This window comes from Chryseobacterium sp. FR048 (assembly GCF_056844665.1).
In genome coordinates this window covers 204,198-229,191 of record NZ_JBXDSE010000007.1, presented here as the reverse complement: position 1 = coordinate 229,191, position 24,994 = coordinate 204,198, and the positions used below count along the sequence as shown (strand labels likewise).

Here is a 24,994-nt window from a genome sequence, read left to right as displayed (position 1 = left end):
TTGTATTTTTGCAAACCGGAACGTAATCGTTTCAATTAGGAAAATAGAAAATTTTAAAATGAGTAGGAAGAAAAAAAGAGATTTAATTCTTGAAAATATAAAGCTATTGACTGCCGGTGCAAAAGGTGTGGCAATAGGACGGACAGAAGAAGGAAAAGCTGTGATGGTTTCAGGAGCAATTCCAGGAGATATTGTGAATGTAAAAGTGAAGAAAGCTAAGTCGAAATATTTCGAAGGTGAAGCCATTGAAATACTTGAAAAATCTCCTTACAGAGTGGATGCTAAATGTGTTCATTTCGGTACCTGTGGTGGTTGTAAATGGCAGAATATGAGCTATGAAAAACAACTGGACTTCAAGCAGGAAGAAGTATACAATAATATTAAAAGAATCGGCGGAATTGAAGACTTTGAAACCGTATCAATCCTGGGTTCAAAAGAGCAGTATTTTTACAGAAATAAAATGGAGTTTTCATTCTCCAATGCAAGATGGCTTACTCAATACGAAATAAGCTCTGAAGAAAATTTCGGAAGTAAAGATGCATTAGGATTTCATATTCCGGGAATGTGGAGTAAGATTCTGGACCTTAAAGAATGTTTCCTGCAGGAAGATCCTTCCAATGCCATTCGTCTGGCAGTGAAAAACTATGCGGTAGATAACGGGTTAGATTTCTTTGATGTAAGGAATCATGAAGGATTTCTGAGAACGCTGATGATGAGACAGAACTCTAAAGGGGAATGGATGGTGCTTTTCCAGTTGTACAGAGAAGAAAAAGAAAACAGAGAGAAACTTTTTGAATTCCTGTTAGAAAAATTCCCACAGATTAAAACATTAGTATACGCAATCAATTCAAAGCAGAATGATTCCATTTATGATCTGGATATTGAAGTATACTCCGGAGAAGGATTCCTGATGGAAGAAATGGATGGGCTGAAGTTTAAAATAGGACCGAAATCTTTCTTCCAGACCAATTATAAGCAGGCTTTAGAATTATATAGAAAAACCTTGGAATTTGCTGATCTGAAAGGAGATGAAGTGGTATATGACCTTTATACAGGAACAGGTACTATTGCTCAATATGTGGCAAGAAATGCAAAACAGGTAATAGGTATAGAATCCGTTCAGGAAGCTATTGATGCAGCTATTGAGCACGCAGAATTGAACGGACTTACTAACTGTACTTTCTACTGTGGTGATATGAAAAATGTTTTCAATGATGAGTTCCTGGAAAACCATCCGAAAGCAGATGTACTGATTACAGACCCGCCAAGAGACGGAATGCACCAGAAGGTAGTAGAGCAGATTTTAAAGCTTTCTCCTGAGAAGGTGGTTTATGTAAGCTGTAATTCAGCAACGCAGGCAAGAGATCTGGCACTGATGAAAGATCATTATAATGTTGTCAAAATCTTACCTGTAGATATGTTCCCACAGACGCATCATGTTGAGAATATTGCCTTACTGGTAAAAAAATAAAATTATTTAAATTTGAATTTCAAATCTTAATATGAAGTATTTTAAATTACTCATAGCAATCTGTTTTTTAGGACTGCTTTTCTCTTGTGGAGGAGATGATGATATTTGTGAAAGCGGAGAAGGAACTCCAAGAATGAAAGTAGCTTTCAAAAGAAGTGGAAAGTTAACTACTATAGATACGCTTTATGTATCAGTAGATTATGGTTCTGGAAAAGTAGAGTTAGGAAAACTTGCAAATATTGACTCAAGACTTATTCCTTTAAGGGTAGATGATTCTCCTTATACGGATGTGTATTTTAAAACCAGACTTAAAGGACCGGAATCTCAGGTAAGAGTGAAGTACACCACCAAGTCAACGTATGTATCTCCGGGATGTGGGATCAAAAAATCTTATGAGAATTTAACTTCAGAACTAATAACACCTACTCCTGTTGTTAGCGTGGAAAACGGACAAAATCAAATAGAGAATGAAGACAAGACTAATCTTATCCTTCTTTTTTAGTTTATTAGGAATAATAAGCTGGGCACAGGATAAGCAAGAGAAAAAAGAAGACCAAAAGAAACATTGGAAATACGAGCCGAACTTTATGGTTGGTTTTGACGTGTTGAATACCGGTATGGGATTCTTCTCAGATAGAAAGTTGTATCAGGGATTTATTTCTTCAAAGGTGAAAGAAAATGTTCACGCCATTGCAGAAGCAGGTTTTGAGAAAAATATATACCAGAAGAACGGTTATGATGCTAAGGCTAACGGACCATTTGTGAAACTGGGCGCATTTTATATGCTGGCAAAAGATGCCGAGAATGAATTCAACGGGTTTTATGTAGGCGGAAAAGTTGCCGGGGCATTCTATAATCAGGAGTATATGGCTATTCCTGTGCGTGGATTTGGAGGAAGTAACTTTTCAGAAGCTTTCCCATCTTCATCTCAGTCTTCCTTTTGGTTGGAAGGTACATTGGGAGGCAGGGTTCAGTTATTCAGCTCCAATTTCTATATAGATGTAAATCTTCAGCCAAGATATATGGTATACACCTCCAAACAAGATGATATATATCCTATGATTGTTCCGGGATTCGGAAGAAGCTCTTCAAAATTCAATATGGGCTTTGCATGGAATTTGGCATATAAGTTTTAGAAATATATATTCTTTGCTTTTAAGATATGTAAAATACAAACTTCAGGATATTCTGGAGTTTGTATTTTTTTTAATGAATAGTATTATTATGTGTAATGTATTAAAAATATTAAGTTATTTTATTTATTTGATTTATAAAATGGTTATATTTGGCGGAAATTATAATTGTGTTTTAATTTATGAAAAGAGTATTTACTGCCTTAGTGTGTACTTTTATAGGTGGAGCAGTGTTCGGACAATGGACGCCAACTTCATTTAACAAAGTAGACAGCAAAAAAAGAGGGACATTTACAGTAGAGAGATCTGGTGTAAGAGATAATGGGTATTATAAATTGGACTTAGCTTTACTAAGATCTCAATTGAAAAATGCTCAGGAGATGGGACCTAATGCTGCTCCGGTTATTATTTCTCTTCCTAATCTGGATGGGAAAATAGAACAATTTAAAGTATTTAGCTTTCCGGTATTGGCAAAAGATATTGCTGATCAATATCAGCTGGGTTCTTATGTGGGAACAAGTGTTGAAGATCCAAGCAAATATTTAAGATTTAGTGTTTCGCCAACAGAAATTCAGACAATGGTCATGAATGGAGGGAAATACGAATTTATTGAGCCTGCTACTACAGATAAGTCTGTATATTCAGTACATCCTAAAACGATGAAAAATCCTAACGGATTCGTATGTTCTACCGAAGAAAGTCCGGGTGCCAAAAAGCAGATCGATCATCTATTGAAAAAAGGACAGGCTGTTACCAACCAGCCAACCAACTTTGCTAAAAATTCTGACAAGAAGTACAGAACTATCAGAGTAGCGATGTCTGTAACTGGTGAATATACAACGTTCTTCGGAGGTGTTTCCGGAGCATGGACGCAAATCAACAATACATTAACAAGAGTAAGCGGAGTGTTTGAAAAAGATTTCGCATTACACTTAAATGTATTAAGTTATCCGAGTCTTATTTTTACGAATGCTGCTACAGATCCGTATGCTACGGTATCTAACGCTAATCAGCCGCCAGCTAGCTGGAATACAGCATTGCAAACACAATTAACAAATATTGTAGGAAATACTAACTACGATCTTGGGCATTTATTCGGTGCTTCAGGAGGTGGAGGTAACGCTGGATGTATTGGTTGCGTATGTATAGATCCTACTACACAGGTTCCAAAAGGAAAAGGATCAGGAATTACTTCTCCTGCTACAGGATCTGTGAACGCTTCTGCAACATATCCACCATCAGGAGATAACTTTGATATCGATTATGTAGCTCACGAAATGGGACACCAGCTAGGAGCTAACCATACATTCTCATTTGATGTTGAAGGATCAGGGGTAAATATGGAACCAGGTTCAGGTTCTACTATTATGGCATATGCGGGAATTACAGGACCATTGACTGATGTTCAGCAACATTCTGATCCGTATTTCCATATTGCAAGTATTGATCAGATTCAGGAGAATCTAATTGAAAAAACTTGTGATGTTGAAACTCCGATTGCCAATAATCCTCCTGTAATTGCAGCTTTACCAACGTATAATATTCCAAGAGGAACTGCATTTGTATTAACAGCTTCTGCTACGGATGCTGAAAATGATCCACTTAGTTATGTTTGGGAGGAAGTAGATGATGCTGCGGCACCTATTGATAAAAATAATATAGGAACTACTGCTACAGGTGCATCATTCAGATCTAAATTTATGGGATCTAATCCAACAAGATATTTCCCTGACTTTACATCTGTAATGAGTGGTATACTGAACAATGCGAATAATAAATGGGAATCGGTATCATTAATACCAAGAACTACCAACTTTGCAGTAACAGTAAGAGATAATAGTCCAAACGTTCAGCAGCAACAGACTGCTTTTGGAGTGCAGACAATTGTTGTAGGAGATCAAGGGCCTTTCAAATTAGCAAGTCAATATGCTGATGTGAATACACCTACACCAATCCAGTGGCTTGTTTCGAATACCAATGCTGCTCCTTACAACGTATCCAATGTTAAAATTGACTATACTACCGATAATGGAACAACATGGACTGTATTAGCTGCTTCAACACCTAATGACGGGTCTGAAAACTTTACATTCCCTTCTTCATTGAGCGGACAAACAATTAAAGTAAGAATCTCAGCAATCGGAAATGTTTTCTACACAGTAGGAGCAGTTACGTTAACGCCTCTTTCTCCATGTAACAGTTCAGCACCTACAAACGTAGTGGTAAGCAATATCAGTACTTCAGCAGCAAGTATTTCATGGATGGCTTACACAGGAGCTACTTATAAAGTACGTTACAGAAAAGTAGGTTCTGCTGTATGGACAGAAATAAATTCACCATATTCAGCTGTTAACATCTATGGTTTGGTAGATGGAACAACTTATGAAGTACAGGTAGCCTTAGTTTGTGAAAATACTGTTGGAGCATATTCTGCATCAGTTAACTTTAGTACAGTTGTTGTTACGTATTGTGATGCTGAAACAGTTCTTACAGATGGAGAGTATATTTCAAATATTACGGTAGCGAATGTTAACAATACTTCAACAGAATCTACATATACAAACTTTACTACAAACCCTTCTCTTCAGATCAACCTGACAAAAGGAGTATCGTATCCTCTTAGCTTATCTGTAGGAAGCGCAGATGCTAATGACGTAGTTGCTGTTTATATAGATTATAATAAAAACGGAATTTTTGAAAACGAAGAAGCTGTATTGAATGTTCCTGTTACAACTGCGGGAACGCCTCTGTTCTCATCAACATTTACTGTTCCTGCTAGTGCTGTGGAAAATCAGGCATTAAGAATGAGAGCAGTAGTATTCTATACAGGTCCTGGTAGTGCAGGTATGCTTCCAAACAGTTACCTGTGTGGTACTAATTTCTATTACGGAGAAATTGAAGACTACAATGTTGTGATTTCACCAGCATCTCTTTCTACTTCAGAAACAGACCTTAAAAATAATGGTATTCAGATTTATCCAAACCCTGCGGCTGATGTTTTAAATGTAACAAAAGTTTCAGATAAAGCAGCTTACAAAATTTATAACGCTGCCGGACAATTGGTAAATAGTGGAAATATCAATAATGGAAAAGTTAATGTTTCAACTTTAGTTAAAGGCGGATATATAATTACAATAGAGGATAAGGGCAACGAGCAATTCAAGTCCAAATTCATCAAAAAATAAAGATAATCTTTAAATTTTACTAAATCCCCGGCATTGTCGGGGATTTATTTATTTAATGCATAAAGTGATATATTGTTTAATTTTTACAAAAAAAATGGTTTAATGAATATGTTATAATGAAAAAATGATTAGATTTGTGTAATTGTTAAAATAATAGCGTATGGAATAAAAATTACTTTTTAATACAGATTTGTCTGTAAATAGGGATGTTTCAAAAGTATATTCGAAATCCCGTAGATAGAACTCTATCATTACTTTTACTAGTATTTCATTATTAAATTTTAAAAAATATGAGTGTATTTTTACTCGGTAAAATGAGTCGGCCATTTAAGCCGCTCATAACAATGCTCTGTATAGTTTTCGGACTACTCATGCAGGCACAAACAGTTACGATTGGTACAGGGACCTCTACTCAAAGATATCCTGTGGGTGGGTATTACGGATTTGAAAGATCCGCATCTCTTTATACCGCTTCGGAAATCAATCTTCCCGCAGGAGGAAGCGTTCTTTCTGTGGCATGGAACGCTACAGCAGCTACAAGTTTTAGCCTTCCGGTAAAGGTTTATCTGAAAGCTGTGCCAAGTACCGCAAATACCATTTCTTCACAAAACTGGGCCAGTATAACTTCTGGTGCCTCTTTAGTGTATGATGGAACTTTAAATAATATGCCGGTAGGATGGAATACCATTACACTGCAAAATCCCTTTTACTATAACGGGTCAGATAACCTGATGGTATTAGTGGAGACCAGTTTTGGAGGTTATGGAACAGGACCATTGGCAGGAAATGCCTTTACCTATTCCAGTGCTACTTCTATGCATATGTATATTCAGGGGGATAGTAACCCTCCTACGGATGTTGGTACAGTAACCAATAACAGACCGAATGTTCGACTGACGTTTGGACCGCCACCAGCATGCGTCCCTCTTGGGGCATTGACCTTAAACTCTGCTACACCAACGAGTGCGGGGATCAGCTGGACTGCACCTAACCCAGCTCCTGCAGGTGGATATGAAATCTATTACAGTACTTCAAGTACTGCTCCGACAGCAGGTACTCCGCCATCACAAACAGTGACGACGGGAACAAGTGCGACAATTTCTCCATTAAACCCAAGTACAACCTATTATATCTGGGTAAGAGCAAAATGTGATGCTACAACCAAAAGCTGGTGGGTAGGTCCTATATCTGTATTTACAGCATACTGTACACCAACAGCAGGGTCTACTTCAACTCAGTATTATCTGAACAATGTGACGACTACAGGAGGTATTGCAAACTTAGGTTATACTGCAAATTCCTATACAGCATACGTTAATTCTAATGCTCCTTTTTCGGCTATACCTTCAGCTACACTAACGATGAATCTTGCGAGCTCTATGCCTAGCAGCTTTAGCTCTTTCTATTATTATGTGTGGATTGACTGGAATAATAACATGAGCTTTAATGATCCGGGGGAGACAATTCTTGCAACTACAAGTTATGCTGCTACAGCTACTGCAACAATTCCGATCCCATCAACAACGCCACCAGGAAATTATAGAGTAAGAACTGCAACATCTTATTCAGGAAATATTACGGCCTGCGGTCCTGCACCTTATGGGAATTATGTAGATTATACATTAAATGTTATTGCATTACAACCATGTAGTACAGCACCTCCAACTAATATTGCAGTGTCAAACGTTACAGCAGGTACAGCTCTTGTAAGCTGGGTTCCTGCGATAGGAGCTACATATGTAGTAAGGTACAAAACGGTAGCGGGAACTACATGGACAACAATTCCTGTGAATACAACATTAGCGAGCAGCCTATTGCTTTCAAACTTAATAGATGGAACAGCTTACGAAGTACAGGTCGCTACGGTATGTGGCGGCGTTACAGGAGCATTCTCTGCTAGTGTGAACTTTACTACTCCTACTCTTAGTTATTGTACATCAAGTCCTACAGGGAATACCTCTACAAGTGGATATATCAGCAATGTAACAGTAACTCCAACCAATGCTCCAATTATGGTAAGTAATTCAGGATCGGATGGGTACAAAGATTATAGTACAGATGCTACAAGATTGGTTATCCTTGAAAGAGGTACACCTAATACCAATAAAATTTCGGTTACCAAATACTGGCCAGGTTCTACTTCTTCTTATGGGGTTGCTGCATGGATCGATTTCAACAGAAACGGAATTTTTGAAATAGGCGAAAGAATCCTGAATACGACTTATAATAATACAACTCCGGTAACTGCTAATTTTGCTGTACCTGCCAATGCTTATACAGGAAACCTTACCACCCGTATGCGTGTAGCGATGAGATATTATAGTGATGCTGATGCCTGCGGATCTTTCTCTGAAGGAGAGGTAGAGGATTATGCAGTAAGATTTGTAGATCCTCAGAACTGTACAACAGCGGCTCCAACCAATATCACGGTTAACAGCCTTACAGCTACTACTGCTACAGTATCATGGGTATCATCAGCAGGAGCTACTTATACAATAAGATGGAGAACAGGAACTGGCGCTTGGCAGTCTATTACTTTGCCTGCAGGTCAGAACTATTATACAATTCCTGGTCTTACAGAGCAGACGACTTATGAGGTTCAGGTTTCTACGAAGTGTGGAACTTCTACAGGTAGCTACTCAACATCCGTGACATTTACAACACCACCGTTGTCTTATTGTCCGATGATCGGTTCCGGAACTAACGATCACATTTCAAATGTAACTGTTACTTCTTCAAACCTTGGGGTACCGCCAATGAATAATACTTCAGTACAGACTAATTATATCAGTTATACAACGCCTGAGACTCTTATTACTTTAGATGTTAACTCTCAAAATAATAAAATCTCTGTAGCGAAAGGTTGGAATGCTTCAACAGGAAACGATGCTGTTACTGCTTGGATCGATTTCAACAGAGATGGAGTATTTGATAATACTACAGAGAGAATTCTGTTTTCTGCAGCCAGTACAGCTACGCCTGTTAACGCTACATTCGCAGTTCCTTCTACAGCTTATACAGGACCATTAACTACTACCATGAGAGTGGTACTGAAGCGTTCAAGTTCTCCTGTTTTATGTGCTAACGCAGTAGACGGTGAGGTAGAAGATTATAGAGTAAGAATCAGACCTTGTAGTAATGCCATTCCAAATACACCTGTTTTCACGCCTACCCATAATTCTGTAACGATTAATATTACAGGAGCAGGAGTAAGCTATGTAGTAAGATACAGAGTAGCGGGAACTTCAGCATGGACAGTGGTATATGCTTCAGCATTATTAAATAACCTGCCGAATCTTACGATCAACGGACTTACTCCGGCTACGACGTATGAAGTTGAAATCGCTGCAATCTGTGGAGATGTTGTAGGTACAGCTACTCCTATCAAGACATTCACAACAAGATGTGATCCTACTCCTCCGAATGTAACGGTAACTAATATTACACCAACAACTGCATTGGTTACATGGTCTCCACTTGTTGCAAGTGCGACTTATACAATGCAATGGAGAAAAGTAGGTACATCAACATGGACTACTGTTAGTTTACCTAACCCTCCTACCAATACTTACGTATTAGGAAGTGTAACTCCTTTAGAGCCATATACTACTTATGAAGTACAGATTGCTAACAAATGTAACGGAGAAAGTACAACCAATACCTATTCTAACCCTAAAGTATTTACTACAGAAAGAATATGTACAATTCCGCCTCCGGGATTAACGATTACTCAATTGTTACCAACATCAGCAGAGATCAAATGGGATCCTTTCCCAGGAGCAACCTATCTGCTTAGATATAGAAAAGTAGGTATTCCTAGCTGGACAGAAGTTCCTACATTGGTTAACAATATTGTCCTGACAGGTCTTTCAGAATTAACGAAATATGAAATGCAGGTTGTAAATATCTGTAATGGTACACCAGGAAATTATACTCCTCCATACTACTTTACAACACCTACTGTAATCTATTGTAAAATGAATTCAGGAAGTTCGATAGGAGAACATATCTCTAAAGTAACTGTGAAGCCAAACGGTAAGAAAGTGATGGAAAATGAATCAGGACCTTCTACTTATACAGATTACACAGGAGTTCCTAAAACATTCATCGAACTGATCCAGGGATCTACCGATAATGAAATCATTATTGAGAAGAAGTGGACAGGAAATACTTACAATGAAGGAATTGCGGTATGGATTGACTTCAACAGAAACGGAGAATTTGACGTTAACGAAAGAGTCTTTACTTCACCTCCAAATACAACAAGCCCGGTATCAGGTAAATTCAATGTGCCAGTGGATGCCTTTGTAAGTATGACAGACTACAAATATGTAGTAATGAGAGTGGCAATGGAAAGAGACGGAGTTCCTGTGAACTGTCTGAGCTTTAAGAATGGAGAGGTAGAAGACTATACCGTTAGAATTTCTAAGAAAGTAGTCGCTAACCCTCTTGACCAGACTGAAGTGATGATCTATCCTAACCCGGTAAGTTCAGTATTGTTTGTTAAAAATATCAGCAAAAGAGCGAAATATAAAATTTACAATGCTGCCGGACAGGTAATCGCAGACGGTATCCTATTGAATAGCCAAATCAACGTAAGCAAATTGATTAATGGTGTTTATGTAATCGATATCGATGATAACGGCAAAACTGTTCAAAAGAAATTTATCAAAGAATAATAAGCTAAATTTCAGATAGAATAAGCCTCCAGGAATGGAGGCTTATTTTTTTGTCTTATTTGTCCATTTATCATCATATTTCGAATTTATTCATTGATTTCATATGAAACAATTAATATTTTTAATTGTTTTGTTGTTTTTATTGCGAAGTTTGTAATCAAATCATGAAATGTATTGTTTATTGATATGTAAATGTTTATTTTCGTGAAATTAATACAAATCTTTAAGAAAAATTATGAAGAAAACTTTTATTTCTTTCTTTTTCCTTTATTTGTTCGCAATAGTACATGCACAATGGACTCCCATAGTACCTGACGGAAAAACAATTAAAGATGGCTCACAAACTAACAGCTATTATTCTTTAGACATTTCACTGCTAAGATCTCAATTGGAGAATGCGCAGGAAACAGGGAAAAATGCAAAACCTGTTATTATATCTTTACCAACTCTGGACGGGAGAGTAGAAAAATTTTCCGTGTATAGTTTTCCGGTTGTAGTGAAAGAACTGGCAGATCAATACAAGTTGGGTTCTTATGTTGGAATAGGAATCGACGATCCTGGAAAATACCTTAGATTCAGTTTAGCTCCTAATGACTTTCAGTCAATGATTATGAAAGAAGGAGGGTCTGAGTTTATTGAGCCGGCTAATGGAGGAAAAACAATTTACCGTGTTTATCCTAAAACAGGAAATGGTAAAGCAGGATTTGTTTGCTCAACTGAAGAAAAGGAAATTGACAAACATGAAATAGAAAAGCTTTACAAAGAAGGGCAATCTTTTAAAAACCAGCCTGCGAATTTTGCTAAATCTTCTGACAAAAAATATAGAACATTAAGACTGGCCATGTCTGTGACTGGAGAATATACTCAATTTTTTGGCGGAACAGTTGCCGGAGCATTAACGGCAATCAATGCAACACTTACCAGAGTGAATGGGGTTTTTGAAAAAGATTTTGCATTGCATATGAATCTGCAGAATTATCCCAATGTAATCTACACAAACGCTGCTTCAGATCCCTACACTTCAGTAACACCGGGAGGCGGAGTACCCAACTCATGGAATTTAGAATTGCAGCAAACCTTAACAGCAAATGTAGGAAATACAAATTATGATATAGGGCATTTATTCGGAGCTTCAGGAGGAGGAGGAAATGCAGGATGTTTAGGGTGTATATGCCGGGACCCTTCAACAGCTCAGCCACAAGGTAAAGGATCTGGGATTACTTCTCCATCCAATGGAATTCCACAGGGAGATTCATTTGATATTGATTTTGTCGCTCATGAGATGGGGCATCAATTGGGAGGGTATCATACATTTTCCTATCAGAACCAAGGAGGTCCGGTACAAATGGAACCTGCTTCAGGAACCACAATTATGGCTTATGCCGGTGTAGCAGACGCACAGGGAGTTACTCCTCCTGCAGGTACAACCTTTAATGTGCAGCAAAAATCTGATGCTTATTTCTTTAAAGGAACCATAGATCAGGTGCAGGCTGTCTTAGTGTCGGCTACTTGTGATGTAGAGCTTCCGACCACCAATAATCCTCCGGTAATTGCGGCATTACCTACCTATACTATTCCTAAAGGAACAGCTTTTGTTTTGACAGCCTCAGCTACAGATCCTGAAAATGATCCTATGACCTACACCTGGGAACAAGTTGATAATATGAACGTTTCCATCAATGCGGTTAATTTAGGGAATACAGATGCAGGACCTTCATTCAGGTCTATGTTTCCATCTGCAAATCCCACACGTTATTTTCCAAGATTATCTTCAGTGCTGGCGGGAGTTTTAAATAATTCCAATAATCTCTGGGAAGCTGTTTCCACTGTACCAAGATCGACCAATTTTGCGGTTACAGTAAGGGATAATAGCCCTATTGCCACTCAACAGCAGACGAAGTTCGCAGTTCAGACCATTACTGTAGGAAATGAAGGGCCGTTCAAGGTGAATCCGACTACTGTTTATAACAACGGGCCTACCAATGTAGTCTGGGATGTGGTGAATACCAATACGGCACCTTATAATGCTCCCAATGTGAAGATAGATTTTACAACAGATAATGGCGTAACCTGGAATGTAGTATCAGCCTCAACACCTAATGACGGATCTGAATCCCTGGATTTCAGCCCTTTTCCTCTTACTGTGGGGGGAACTGCTAAGATTAGGGTAAGTGCTGTTAATAATGTATTTTATGCCATTGGAAATGCTCCGATAAATACTTTACCGATCTGTAGTACCAATGCTCCTGGAGGAGTTTCTGTTACAACTGTTACACAGGCAACCGCAACGATTGCATGGAATGCTTCTTATAATGCAACCTATATTGTGCGTTATCGCATAGCAGGAACTACTGTATGGACTACCGTTACCCCTAATCCGACGGTTAATACAGTAACCATTAACGGGCTCACGGCCGGTACGCATTATGAAATCCAGATCGCCAATATCTGTGCAGGAGTAACTGGAAATTTCTCTGCCATTACGGTTTTCATGACCCCTTATTGTACTGCCACTTCAAGTAACGCCAATGACGGTTATATTTCCAATGTAACAGTAGCTGCAACAAGTTCCTATACAATGAGTAATAATTCGGGAGCTAATAATTATACAGATTATTCGGGCGATGCGGCAAAATTAATAACATTGGTTCGCGGGACTAACAATAATAATATATCAGTTTCCAAATCATGGCCGGCTGCTCTGAGCAGCAAAGCCGTAAGTGTCTGGATCGATTTTAATAAAAACGGAGTCTTCGAAACGACTGAAAGAGTTCTTAATGGAACCAACAGTCAGATAACCCCCATAACAGCTCAGTTTCAGGTACCTGCTACAGCTTATACAGGACCTCTTACTACAAGAATGCGTGTTCTAATGCGGGATATAAGCAGTCCTGCTGCATGTGGTTCTTTCTCGAATGGCGAAGTAGAAGACTATGCCATTAAACTCATAGATCTTGCAGCATGTACAAATGTAGCACCTACCAACATTACGATTACCAATCTGACACCAAATTCTGCCAATGTATCTTGGGCAACCACCACAGGAGCAACCTATGCATTAAGATATAGAAAAGTAGGAACTACAGCATGGACGACCGTAAACCCTGTGTTGGCACCGGGAAATAACTATACAATTCCGGGCCTTACAGAGGATACTAAGTATGAAGTTCAGGTTGCCACAATATGCAATAATAGTCAGGGTGGATTTTCTGCATCACAACAATTTACTACGCCAATATTATCATACTGTCCAATGACAGGTACAGGTACCAATGAACATATTTCAAATGTAACGGTGACTTCTGTCAATCCTGGGCTGCCGGTAATGAATAATACTTCCGTACAGAATAATTATACCAACTATACAACTCCTGATACAAGAATCACATTGGAAATAGGCTCCGTCAATAATAAGATCTCAGTAGCGAAAGGCTGGAATGGAGTGACCACTAATACTGCTGTGACTGCCTGGATTGATTTTAACAGGGATGGACAATTTGATAATTCAGAAAGAATTCTTATTTCCGCAGCGAATCCTACTACCCCTGTTACCGCAACTTTTGCTGTTCCTGCCAATGCCTATTCTGGACCACTAACAACGACTATGAGAGTGGCTTTACGCAAGACAAGTGCTCCTGTTATGTGTCAGAATATCGTTGATGGAGAAGTGGAAGATTATGTTGTGAAATTAAGACCCTGCAGTACAGCTACTCCAACTGGGCTTGCATTTAATACGGTTACACACAATTCAGCTATTATAAGCTGGACTGCTGCAACCGATAACCTTAGCTATCTTTTACAATACAGGGTATTAGGGACAACAGCATGGACGGATATTTACCTTATTGATACCCCTTATACACTGAATAATTTATTGCCATCTACCACCTATGAGGTTCAGATTGCTGCCAATTGTGGTGCTTCTGTAGGAACATTTACTCCTATTAAAACATTCACGACAAGATGTGATCCTACTCCTCCAAATGTAACGGTTGGAAGCATTACAGTAAATTCTGCATTAATTACCTGGACACCAAGTGTAGCAGGAGTAGCCTATAAAATGCGTTGGAGAAAGGTAGGAAGTACAGGATGGCCAAATCCGGAAATTAATCTGCCTGCAGCACCTCTCAATACCTATACCCTTGGAAATCTTGATCCATATACTACTTATGAAGTACAGATTGCCAACAGATGTTTTGGAGAAAACATCTGGAATTCATATTCGAATCCTGTGGTGTTTACAACAGAGAGAATTTGTGAACTTCCTCCACCAGGGTTGACTATTACCCAGCTGTTTCCAACATCTGCAGAGATTAAGTGGGATCCTTTTCCTGGGGCTACTTATATTCTGAGATATAGAAAAGTAGGAATTCCAAGTTGGACGAATATTCAGGTCCCTACCAATACTTATATATTGACAGGATTATCGGAACTTACTAAATATGAAATGCAGGTTGCCAATATCTGTAACAGTATCCCTGGAACTTTCACTCCACCTTATTACTTTACCACTCCTACAGTAACGTATTGTAAAATGAATTCAGGAAGTTCTATAGGAGAGCATATTTCTAAAGTAACCGTGAAACCAAACGGTAAGAATGTGATGGAAAATGAATCAGGAGCTTCTACTTATACAGATTACACAGGAGTTCCTAAAACATTCATCGAGCTGATCCAGGGATCTACCGATAATGAAATCATTATTGAGAAGAAATGGACAGGAAATACTTATAATGAAGGAATTGCAGTATGGATTGACTTCAACAGAAACGGAGAATTTGACGTTAACGAAAGAGTGTTTACTTCACCTCCCAATACAACAAGCCCGGTATCAGGTAAATTCAATGTACCAGTAGATGCCTTTGTAAGTATGACAGACTACAAATATGTAGTAATGAGAGTGGCCATGGAAAGAGATGGAGTTCCTGTGAACTGTCTGAGCTTTAAGAATGGAGAAGTAGAAGATTATTCAGTAAGGATTTCTAAAAAGGTTGGCGCTAATCCTATCAATCAGGACGAGGTTCTGATCTATCCTAACCCTGTAAGTTCAGTATTGTTTGTGAAAAATATTAGCAAAAGAGCGAAATATAAGATTTACAATGCCGTAGGTCAGGTGATTGCTGATGGAATTCTCCTAAATAATCAGATTAATGTTGGTAAGCTGATTAATGGAGTATATGTAATTGATATTGACGATAACGGTAAGACTACACAGAAGAAATTCATAAAAGAATAAGATGAATCTGACTATCATTTTCTGATAGAGAAAAATGTGCATAAAAAAACTCGTTAGAAATACTTCTAACGAGTTTTTTATTTATTCAATAGCAAAGATGACTTTTTCTGTCTGTTCTTTTAATTCTTCCAGATTGGTATTGTTGTAGATGATGCAATCTGCTATTTTGATTTTATCCTTCTCAGACATTTGTTTCTCCATTACAGCTTCCACCTCACGGTAAGTTTTATGGTCTCTGTCCATCACTCTTTTGATTCTGATGTTGTCCTCAGCGGTTACCAATAGAGATTTGTAACATTGTCTGTTGAGTTTTAATTCAAACAATAATGCCGTTTCCTTAAAGACCAGATACTTGGTTTGTTTCTTTACCCAATCTTCAAAATCTATTCGCACAGCCGGATGGATGATTTCATTTAACTGCTGAAGAAGATCTTTATTGCTGAAAACCTTTCCTGCGACAAATTTTCTGTCATAAAGGCCGTTTTCATCATAAGACTCTTCTCCCAGTAATGCTTTGATTTTTATTTTAAGATCTTCACTTTCATTGACAATAGCCTTTGCTCTGTCATCCGAATAATAAACAGGAAAACCAAATTCTTCAATAAAATGGGCTACTGTCGTTTTGCCTGAACCAATTCCTCCTGTTAAACCAATGATCTTGGGTGCGGGCGGCTCTGTCTGTTGCGCTTCTGAATGTAATTCTTCCATATTCCAAAATTAATATCCAAAAACATCATTAAAACTAAACGTCTCATCAAGTCTTACCCCTTTCTCGGTCATTTTAAGACTTGCCAGCTCGTGGTGAGCATCATGTTCAAAGAACAATAGATATTCATTATCAATACATTGTTTAAGAAATTTACCTTTCTCCTCCAATGTTAAAAGAGGTCTTGTATCATAGCCCATTACATACACCTGATTGATGTGTCCTGCAGTAGGAATAAGATCTGCAGCAAAAACAACCGTTTTCTCCTGATATTGGATGACAGGAAGCATTTGCTTTTCAGTATGTCCGTCTACAAAGATAACATCCATCTTCAGATCAGGAGCAAAACCATAATTTCCTGTTGTAGGAAGAGGTAAGTAGTTCAATTGGCCGCTTTCCTGCATAGGCATAATATTCTCTTTAAGAAAACTTGCCTTTTCTCTTGCATTAGGCTCTGTTGCCCATTTCCAATGATTTTCGTTGGTCCAGAAATGAGCATTTTTGAATGCCGGTCTGTATCCGGTTCGGTCATCATTCCATTCAATGGCACCACCGCAGTGGTCAAAATGAAGGTGGGTAAGGAATACATCGGTAATATCTTCCTTTACAAAACCATATTTCTTTAAATTTTTATCAAGATTATCATCTCCCCAAAGAGAGTAGTGCCCGAAAAACTTATCATCCTGTTTATTGCCCAGTCCGCAATCTACCAGGATCAGTTTTTTTCCGTCTTCAATAAGCAGAGAACGGGTTCCTAATTCGATCAGATTTTTTTCGTCTGCCGGGTTTGTTTTTTCCCACAGACTCTTTGGGACGACTCCGAACATGGCACCGCCGTCCAGTTTAAATTTTCCACATTGTATTGGATATAGCTTCATATGTATATTTTGATTATTTCTTTATTAATTTCATTTTCTCAGCCACCTTTTTAGCATTATCATCAGTTGATTTCTCAAGATGTGAGATGATGTTATGAAAATCATGTTCTTTTCTGTTCTGAGAAAGCTTCTGTTTGATAAATATTTCAGAAGGTATTATTTTAATTCCGAAAGCTCCTTTCATTTCTTTTTCCACAAACTCCTTTCCCATATCTTTCACCATCATCGGACACTGCTGAAACTTTTCATATTTTGAGGTTAAAGTCTCCAAGTGGGCATACAGTTCATCATGATTCATCAGTTCTACTTTACCATAGATCTGTACCGCCTCATAGTTCCATGTAGAAACATTGATGTGATCGTACCAGCTGCTTGAAATATAGGCATGAGCGCCTAAAAAATCACACAATACCTCATCACCGTTTTTTAATGTTTTTGCCTGAGGATTTACTTTCGAAATATGAGTTTCAAGATAAACATTTTCCGGATCATTTTCATTCAGCATAAACATGGCATGAGTTGCACGGATTTTATCCACAGAAGAAATGAGTAAAGCAAAAGAATTTTCACTGATGATGGTTTTCATCAGATTCAGATCTTCACTTCGATATAATTTAGGAACAAACATCAGTTAATTATCTATCATTAAATTTTTATACTAAAAAAGTTCTCCCGGGTTTTTAGGTCTTGAAATACTTAAATGCTGATAGGCCTTATCGGTAACTTCTCTTCCTCTTGGAGTTCTGATGATAAATCCTTCCTGAATCAGAAACGGTTCATACACTTCCTCCAATGTTTCAGGGTTTTCACCAATGGAAGTTGCTAATGCAGAAATACCGACAGGCTTTCCCTTAAAGTTTTCGATCATTACCCGCATGATCTTATTGTCCATTTCATCAAGCCCGAATTCATCTACATTCAGGGAGTCTAATGCATATTTAGTGATCTTGATTTCAATTTCGCCATTCCCTTTGATCTCAGCAAAATCTCTTACCCTTCTCAATAGTGCATTGGCAATTCTCGGAGTTCCCCGGCTTCTTCTTGCAATTTCTATGGCAGCATCTTCATAAATAGCAACGCCCAATACTCTGGCACTTCTCTGAATGATCATTGATAGAAGCTCAATAGAGTAATACTCCAGTCTGCTTTGAATTCCGAACCTGGCAAGCATTGGCTTGGTAAGCATACCGCTTCTGGTAGTGGCTCCAACCAGTGTGAAAGGGTTCAGCCCGATCTGTACACTTCTTGCATTGGGACCTGTTTCCAGCATAATATCAATTTTGTAATCTTCCATTGCAGAATACAAATATTCTTCTACAACAGGAGAAAGACGATGAATCTCATCAATAAAAAGAACATCATTTTCTTCCAGATTGGTCAATAATCCTGCTAAACTTCCAGGTTTATCCAATACAGGGCCGGAAGTGATCTTACAGTTTACTCCAAGTTCATTGGCAATGATATTGGCTAAAGTTGTCTTTCCAAGTCCGGGAGGACCATGTAACAGGACATGATCCAATGCACCGCCACGCCTTTTGGCAGCAGTAACAAAAACCTCAAGATTTTCCAGCGTTTTTCTTTGGCCCGCAAAATCTTTAAAACTTTGGGGACGGATCTGTTCTTCCTGCATCAGCTCCTCTCGTGAGTAGTTTTCTTTATCTGGATGTAAAAAATCTGGCATTAATTCATTTCATTTACCTCAAAGATAGGAAATTTAGACTAAGGTTAAAAGGTAGATTGAGAAAAGGACTGAAACTACAGAAAAGATATAGGCAGATAGGATCACGAGGCACTTAGGATTTAATATATTGAGATATTTTAAGTATTTTTGAGAAGAATAATTATGGATGAATTGTAAACTTCATCCCGTTTGGATTTTAAAACAGGATATGGAAATAAACAGTTCATTTTTTAACCTTTAACCTAAATAAATGAAATTAATAGGGCCATTTAAGCAGGTTGTAACGCTTGCCAACTTACCATTAAGAGGAAAACTTTCTGATGAACAACTGGAAATTATTGTTGATGGAGGAATTGTAGTAGACCAGAATGTCATTCAGAAAATTGGAAATTTTGATGCATTAAGATCAGAAAATCCAGGTATAGAAATCGAAAAAATTGAAGGAGAGCAGGTAGTGATTCCCGCTTTCGTAGACTCCCATACTCATATCTGTTTCGGGGGAAACAGAGCGAATGATTTTGCGATGCGTAATGCAGGGAAAACCTATCTGGAAATTGCTGAAAGTGGCGGTGGTATCTGGAGTTCCGTACAGCATACAAGAAATGCTTCAGAAGAAGAATTGTTGAAAACCTTGTTGGAAAGAATCAAGTTTCTTGTGGATCTGGGGATTACAACCATTGAAGTAAAAAGCGGTTATGGGCTGGATGTGGAAAACGAACTGAAAATGCTTCGTATCATCAAAAAAGCACAGGAGTCTGCAAAAGCTACTTTAGTGCCTACTTGCCTTTCTGCTCATTTGAAGCCAAGAGACTTTGAAGGAAGCAATCCTGAATATTTGGAATATATTCTTACCGAGATCTTACCTAAAGTAAAAGAAGAAGATTTAGCCAAGCGTGTAGATATATTTATTGAGAAATCGGCCTTCCAGCCTGAAGAGAGCAAAGATTTCTTAATTAAAACTAAAGATTTAGGTTTTGAAATTACGGTCCATGCTGACCAGTTTACACCCGGAAGTTCAAGAATAGCAGTAGAAGTGGGAGCCAAATCGGCAGACCATTTAGAGGCAACTATTGACGAAGATATTGACTTCCTGGCCCAATCTGATACGGTAGCTACAGCACTTCCGGGAGCAAGTTTAGGTTTAGGGGAAAAATTTACTCCGGCAAGAAAATTATTGGATGCTGGAGCAATCGTAGCCATAGCAAGTGACTGGAATCCGGGATCTGCGCCTATGGGGAACTTAATTACCCAAGCTTCTATTTTAGCCACATTCCAAAAGCTGACAACTGCTGAGGTATTGGCCGGGATGACATTCCGTGCAGCCTATGCGCTTAATCTGGAAGACAGAGGAATCCTGGAAGCAGGTAAAAAAGCAGACTTTGTGACCTTTAAAACCAATAATTTCCAGAATATTCTTTATAATCAGGGAAGCCTTAAAGCTGAACATGTTTATATTGATGGACAACAGGCTAATTAAAATATAAAAGCTTTATCAAAATGGAAGGGTATCAGTTTGACTATAATGGTTTTTGGGATTGGTTTTTAACAAAGGAGAAAGATTTCTATTCCATTGTTCAAAAAGGTGGTCAGGAATCGATAGAAAAAGATTTTTTCGATAGCATTGCGCCTAAACTTAATGAGATTAATGAAGGGTATTATTTTCTAACCGGGATGAGTGATGATTCCACGGCAGAATTAATTCTTACCGCAGATGGAGAGGTCAGGAATGTAGTTTTCATTGAAGAACTTATTGCAGCAGCTCCTCAATTGGATCATTGGAAATTTACCGCTTTGAAACCGGCCCAGGATATAGAAAATGTAAATGTTACCATGGGTGAATACCAATTTACAAAAGAGAATATTTTTTTCTATTCCAACGAACAGGAAGAGTATCCTGATGAGATTGATCTGGTGTTTGTATACGATGGTAATGTTGACAATAAAGATGCTGTCACTACAGGAATCTGTATTTTCTTAGATAGCTTTTTAGGAGAATTGAATTTTGCCACACAGATTGATACCTTTATTGTTGTAGGAAGAGAGCAGACTCAAAAAGAACTTGTTCCTATTGAGAAGTTGAAAGATTTCCTTTCGTGGCGGGAAAGAGAATTTACAGAAAAATATAAAAGTGTAAAGAGAGAAGAGGTGGACGAACAGTTTTCTATTCTCAGAGCAACTCTGGGTGATGAAAAACCTCTTATCGCCTGTATGAACCTTCCGCTGCTGAATTATGATGCAAAGGCTTCCTATCCATGGATTTCAGTACTGAAATTTCATTATAACGGAGACAATAATGATGGACTTCCTGAAAAAGAAGATTTTGAAAAACTAGGCGAGATTGAAGATAAAGCTATTGAAGATCTGAAAGAAAAAGGCTATTTGTATATAGGCCGTGAAACAGCAGATAATATCAAGGAAAGTTACTTTGCAGGTAAAGACTTCAGAGAGATCTCTAAAGTTTTTAAAACCATAAAAGATAATACGCCTGAATACAACACTTCGTTCAGAATCTTTAAAGATAAATACTGGCAATATTTTAAATATTATAATAACGCAGTTTAAAAATAGAAAATGTGGATAAGTTTGTTCTTATCCACATTTTTATTAATGACTAATATCCATGTAATCTGCAGGAAACCTACTTCCTTTTTTGAAGTAAAATATTTCCAAAAATACACGTGAATAGAAGAGTGGCAAAATCATAAAGTCTCTCATTTTTTTCATTTTCTCTATAAGTTTTCTTATCTTGCGGTGCAATTAGCGTTGATTTTTAGATAAATAGCGCATTTTCAATAGTTCTTAAGTGCACCGGAGATCCCGGAAAACCTGGATATTTTCTTATTTCTCAGTACTTTTTTTACAGCTATATCCCGTACCAGGAAGACTTGTCAATACTATAAATTCGAAAATATAAAAAATGAATTTTCAAAATGTTAGATCTACTTTTAACAAAGGGGTCACTATTCCGAGTTTGATATTTATTATAGGTACCTGTTTTCTTTCAGCGGTGTATCCAAAACCGACGGAGAATATCCTAAACGAAATCAAACAATTCATATTTGTCAACTTAAACTGGGTATATGTATGGTCCGTAACCTTATTTGTTATTTTCCTGGTATACCTGCTTTTCAGTAAATATGCCAATATTAAGCTGGGAGCTAATGACAGTAAACCGGAATATTCATTCTTTTCATGGATTTCAATGTTGTTTGCTGCAGGAATGGGAATCGGGCTTATCTATTTCAGTGTAGCAGAGCCCATGCAGCACTATTCTTCCGAAGTTTTTGCAGATAATCATTATGTAAGCAGAGCAAAACAGGCACAGCTATATACCTTTTTTCACTGGGGTATCCATGCATGGGCTATTTATGGAGTTGTAGGACTCTCATTATCCTATTTTGCTTACCGTTACAGATTACCGCTTTCATTACGCAGCTGTTTTTATCCATTATTAAAAAATAAAATAAACGGCCGATGGGGGAATGCTATTGATGTTTTTGCACTTTGCTGTACATTCTTCGGGATCACTACCACACTGGGATTTGGAGTGGTACAGATCAGTTCCGGATTGAATATTTTACACATTACTCCTGAAAACAGCTTTATCTACCAGATCATCATTGTAGTATGTCTTGTTTCCATATCGGTTATTTCCGCAATTTCCGGAGTAGGGAAGGGTGTTAAAATATTAAGCAATATCAATGTAGTAAGTGTGATAGTGCTTCTTCTTTTTGTATTGGTATTGGGGCCAACAGTTTATCTGATCGGAAGCTTTACGGAAGGACTGGGAAATTATATCAATAATTTTTTCAATCTTACGTTCAATACCCATGTTTATGAGAAAAATGCATTGCCATGGTTCTATGACTGGACGATTCTGTATTGGGCATGGTGGATTTCCTGGTCACCTTATGTAGGCTTATTCATTGCAAAAATTTCCAAAGGACGTACAATCAGGGAATTTATTCTTGCGGTTTTAATCTTACCTACACTTTTCAATTTCATTTGGATGTCCGTATTTGGAAACAGTGCCATATGGTTTGATCTGAATATTGCGGATGGGCAACTAAGTAAATTTGCTTCAGATCCCGATGCTTTGATGTTCAGGTTTTTAGAATATATGCCTTTTTCATCTTTTACCGGTTTCTTTGTTATTCTTATCATCATTATCTTTTTTGTGACGTCAGCAGATTCAGGAATATTTGTAATGAACAGTATTGCAACCAAGAATGCCAATAAATCTCCGAAATGGCAGATTGTATTCTGGGGTGTTTTACTGGCTGTTTTATCCCTTCTTCTTTTGAATGCAGGAGGATTAAAAGCACTTCAGAGCATGACCCTGATCACAGCTTTACCGTTTTCGGTCATCATTATTTTATTTATGGTAAGTCTGATGAAAGGGCTGAGTATTGATCAGAAATACTACGAAAGAAACTTCTCTGCTTCCACAGTCCCATGGTCCGGTGAATTCTGGAAGGAACGTTTAAAAAATATTGTTTCCTTTAAAGATAATTCTTCGGTAGATCATTTTATTCAGATAAAAGCCAAAGAAGCATTTACAGACCTTCAGCAGGAATTTGCAGCCAATGGAATAGAAGCAAAAATAAATCAGCATGAAAATCCTGTCAGAATAGAAATAGAAATTCATCAGGGAGTTGTCAACAATTTTGTTTACGGTATCAGAAATCAGGCAAAAACGGTTTCCGAATACATCATTAATGAAGAGAACCTTCCGGATCTGGATGATAATAAAACCCATTATCCAAGATCTTATTTCGGTGATGGGAGAGAAGGGTATGATGTGCAGTATTTTACAAAAAATGAGCTGATCTCTGATGTACTGAAACATTACGAACGGTTTCTGGAAATTATTTCTGAAGAACGGAATGAGATGTTTATCAGCAGCAATGCCAACGAGAATAAAGAATAAGAACAGAGCCGTTGTTCTTATCATGAATTCTTTGCATAATGTGTGAAAGGAGCTTTTTTATCTAAACAATATTAGTTAGCTTTACATGGATATAATGATGTGACTAAAATTGAATTTTAAAGAATTATGTTTCAAAATATTTGGCAGGGTAGATTGGATGGAGAAGAGCTCCTTTTCCACAGACTATTTCAGAGAGTAAAAGAAGAACACAATTACGACAATATTTCAACGAACGACTTCGTATTGCATGGTTTTGCCGTGGACGAAGGCGTAAGAAGAAACAGAGGCCGTCAGGGAGCAAAAGATGCTCCGGACATCATCAGGAAGAATATGTCTAATTTTCCGGTAATCATTCCCGATTTTTCAATGCTGGATTTTGGAAATATTACCTGTGAAGACGGTAATCTGGAAAATACACAGAATAATCTGGCCAAGAATGTTTCAAAAGTTCTTTTAAAAGGTGGGAAATCTCTTGTTTTAGGCGGTGGTCATGAAGTAACCTATGCTCATTATTTAGGCGTTAAGACAGCCTTTCCGGAACAGAAAATCGGGATTATCAATATCGATGCCCATTTTGATAACAGACAGCCGGAAAAAGGAGTAGGGCCAAGCTCAGGAACAGGATTCTGGCAGATTGCACAGGAAGGTCCCATCCATTCTCTGCACATCGGGATTCAAAGAAACTCCAATACTTTAAAACTTTTTGATACCGCCCATCAATATGGGATGAAATATATCCTGGCTGACGAACTGTTTTTTGAAAATCTTCCTTCCATATATCAACGTATTGATGACCTGCTGGAGACTGTAGATTTCGTCTATCTTACCATTTGTATGGATGTTTTTAATGCTTCTATCGCTCCGGGGGTTTCCGCTTCCGCATATAATGGTATCTTTGCAGATTCAACCTTTATGCATTTTTACAGGCATATTTTGAAAAACAAAAAAACGGTTGCACTGGATGTAGCTGAGGTTAACCCGTCTTTCGATATTCAGGACAGGACGGCAAGACTCGCAGCATGTCTGGTGAATGAATGGCTAATGATTTAAGATAAAGTTATATTCTTCCGATAGAGAAAATCATTATTTTATTGA

General features: G+C 37.9%; 14 protein-coding genes. 10 read left to right on the top strand and 4 right to left on the bottom strand.

Going from position 1 to position 24,994, the window contains the following annotated elements; all coding sequences use genetic code 11:
• Window positions 1-58: 58 nt before the first annotated feature.
• The 6 genes from rlmD (at window position 59) to AC106K_RS19755 (ending at window position 15,704) form a co-directional block, all read left to right on the top strand.
• Window positions 59-1,471, top strand: a complete 1,413-nt coding sequence (rlmD, locus tag AC106K_RS19780; protein WP_482447171.1) for a 23S rRNA (uracil(1939)-C(5))-methyltransferase RlmD — start codon at window positions 59-61, stop codon at window positions 1,469-1,471.
• A 31-nt stretch (window positions 1,472-1,502) separates the two neighbouring features.
• Entirely contained in the window at window positions 1,503-1,973 is a 471-nt protein-coding gene (locus AC106K_RS19775) for a DUF6452 family protein (RefSeq protein WP_047096262.1), read from the top strand.
• Window positions 1,939-2,607, top strand: coding sequence for a DUF6048 family protein (locus AC106K_RS19770; protein WP_482447170.1), 669 nt, complete (start codon window positions 1,939-1,941; stop codon window positions 2,605-2,607). Before AC106K_RS19775 ends, AC106K_RS19770 begins: the two co-directional genes overlap by 35 nt.
• A gap of 179 nt (window positions 2,608-2,786) precedes the next feature.
• On the top strand, window positions 2,787-5,789 hold the full coding sequence (locus AC106K_RS19765) for a reprolysin-like metallopeptidase (protein ID WP_482447169.1): 3,003 nt from the start codon (window positions 2,787-2,789) through the stop codon (window positions 5,787-5,789).
• A 344-nt stretch (window positions 5,790-6,133) separates the two neighbouring features.
• Window positions 6,134-10,468, top strand: coding sequence for a GEVED domain-containing protein (locus tag AC106K_RS19760; RefSeq protein WP_482447168.1), 4,335 nt, complete (start codon window positions 6,134-6,136; stop codon window positions 10,466-10,468).
• A gap of 235 nt (window positions 10,469-10,703) precedes the next feature.
• On the top strand, window positions 10,704-15,704 hold the full coding sequence (locus AC106K_RS19755; protein ID WP_482447167.1) for a GEVED domain-containing protein: 5,001 nt from the start codon (window positions 10,704-10,706) through the stop codon (window positions 15,702-15,704).
• An 81-nt stretch (window positions 15,705-15,785) separates the two neighbouring features.
• On the opposite strand, the gene coaE is transcribed toward AC106K_RS19755, so the two are convergent.
• Genes coaE through ruvB form a run of 4 tightly spaced genes read right to left on the bottom strand, consistent with a single transcriptional unit; the run spans window position 15,786 to window position 18,969 of the window.
• Window positions 15,786-16,412 carry a dephospho-CoA kinase gene (gene coaE / locus AC106K_RS19750; RefSeq protein ID WP_482447166.1) on the bottom strand — a complete coding sequence of 209 codons (627 nt, stop codon included), beginning with the start codon at window positions 16,410-16,412 and terminating at the stop codon, window positions 15,786-15,788.
• 9 nt (window positions 16,413-16,421) lie between these two features.
• The gene (locus AC106K_RS19745) at window positions 16,422-17,288 is read right to left on the bottom strand and encodes an MBL fold metallo-hydrolase (protein WP_047096257.1); all 867 of its coding nucleotides are present in this window, start codon (window positions 17,286-17,288) and stop codon (window positions 16,422-16,424) included.
• A 13-nt stretch (window positions 17,289-17,301) separates the two neighbouring features.
• Complete coding sequence (locus AC106K_RS19740; RefSeq protein WP_482447165.1) at window positions 17,302-17,916, bottom strand: FMN-binding negative transcriptional regulator; 615 nt, start codon at window positions 17,914-17,916, stop codon at window positions 17,302-17,304.
• Window positions 17,917-17,946: 30 nt separating this feature from the next.
• On the bottom strand, window positions 17,947-18,969 hold the full coding sequence (gene ruvB / locus AC106K_RS19735) for a Holliday junction branch migration DNA helicase RuvB (protein ID WP_047096255.1): 1,023 nt from the start codon (window positions 18,967-18,969) through the stop codon (window positions 17,947-17,949).
• 250 nt (window positions 18,970-19,219) lie between these two features.
• Here ruvB and hutI point away from each other — a divergent pair, with 250 nt between their 5' ends.
• From hutI to hutG, 4 genes are all read left to right on the top strand, one after another.
• Window positions 19,220-20,446: an imidazolonepropionase gene (gene hutI / locus AC106K_RS19730; RefSeq protein ID WP_482447164.1), complete on the top strand. Its 1,227-nt coding sequence runs from the start codon at window positions 19,220-19,222 to the stop codon at window positions 20,444-20,446.
• A gap of 20 nt (window positions 20,447-20,466) precedes the next feature.
• Window positions 20,467-21,531: a DUF695 domain-containing protein gene (locus tag AC106K_RS19725; RefSeq protein WP_482447163.1), complete on the top strand. Its 1,065-nt coding sequence runs from the start codon at window positions 20,467-20,469 to the stop codon at window positions 21,529-21,531.
• Window positions 21,532-21,886: 355 nt separating this feature from the next.
• Window positions 21,887-23,899, top strand: coding sequence for a BCCT family transporter (locus AC106K_RS19720; protein WP_482447162.1), 2,013 nt, complete (start codon window positions 21,887-21,889; stop codon window positions 23,897-23,899).
• Window positions 23,900-24,025: 126 nt separating this feature from the next.
• Window positions 24,026-24,949 (top strand): formimidoylglutamase, encoded by a 924-nt coding sequence (gene hutG, locus AC106K_RS19715; protein ID WP_185288556.1) that lies wholly within the window; start codon window positions 24,026-24,028, stop codon window positions 24,947-24,949.
• Window positions 24,950-24,994 lie beyond the last annotated feature (45 nt).

Bases quoted from the DNA above. Each gene is read 5' to 3' on its own strand.
- rlmD (WP_482447171.1), top strand. From the start codon at position 59: ATGAGTAGGAAGAAAAAAAGAGATTTAATTCTTGAAAATATAAAGCTA.
- AC106K_RS19775 (WP_047096262.1), top strand. From the start codon at position 1,503: ATGAAGTATTTTAAATTACTCATAGCAATCTGTTTTTTAGGACTGCTT.
- AC106K_RS19770 (WP_482447170.1), top strand. From the start codon at position 1,939: ATGAAGACAAGACTAATCTTATCCTTCTTTTTTAGTTTATTAGGAATA.
- AC106K_RS19765 (WP_482447169.1), top strand. From the start codon at position 2,787: ATGAAAAGAGTATTTACTGCCTTAGTGTGTACTTTTATAGGTGGAGCA.
- AC106K_RS19760 (WP_482447168.1), top strand. From the start codon at position 6,134: ATGCTCTGTATAGTTTTCGGACTACTCATGCAGGCACAAACAGTTACG.
- AC106K_RS19755 (WP_482447167.1), top strand. From the start codon at position 10,704: ATGAAGAAAACTTTTATTTCTTTCTTTTTCCTTTATTTGTTCGCAATA.
- coaE (WP_482447166.1), bottom strand. From the start codon at position 16,412: ATGGAAGAATTACATTCAGAAGCGCAACAGACAGAGCCGCCCGCACCC.
- AC106K_RS19745 (WP_047096257.1), bottom strand. From the start codon at position 17,288: ATGAAGCTATATCCAATACAATGTGGAAAATTTAAACTGGACGGCGGT.
- AC106K_RS19740 (WP_482447165.1), bottom strand. From the start codon at position 17,916: ATGTTTGTTCCTAAATTATATCGAAGTGAAGATCTGAATCTGATGAAA.
- ruvB (WP_047096255.1), bottom strand. From the start codon at position 18,969: ATGCCAGATTTTTTACATCCAGATAAAGAAAACTACTCACGAGAGGAG.
- hutI (WP_482447164.1), top strand. From the start codon at position 19,220: ATGAAATTAATAGGGCCATTTAAGCAGGTTGTAACGCTTGCCAACTTA.
- AC106K_RS19725 (WP_482447163.1), top strand. From the start codon at position 20,467: ATGGAAGGGTATCAGTTTGACTATAATGGTTTTTGGGATTGGTTTTTA.
- AC106K_RS19720 (WP_482447162.1), top strand. From the start codon at position 21,887: ATGAATTTTCAAAATGTTAGATCTACTTTTAACAAAGGGGTCACTATT.
- hutG (WP_185288556.1), top strand. From the start codon at position 24,026: ATGTTTCAAAATATTTGGCAGGGTAGATTGGATGGAGAAGAGCTCCTT.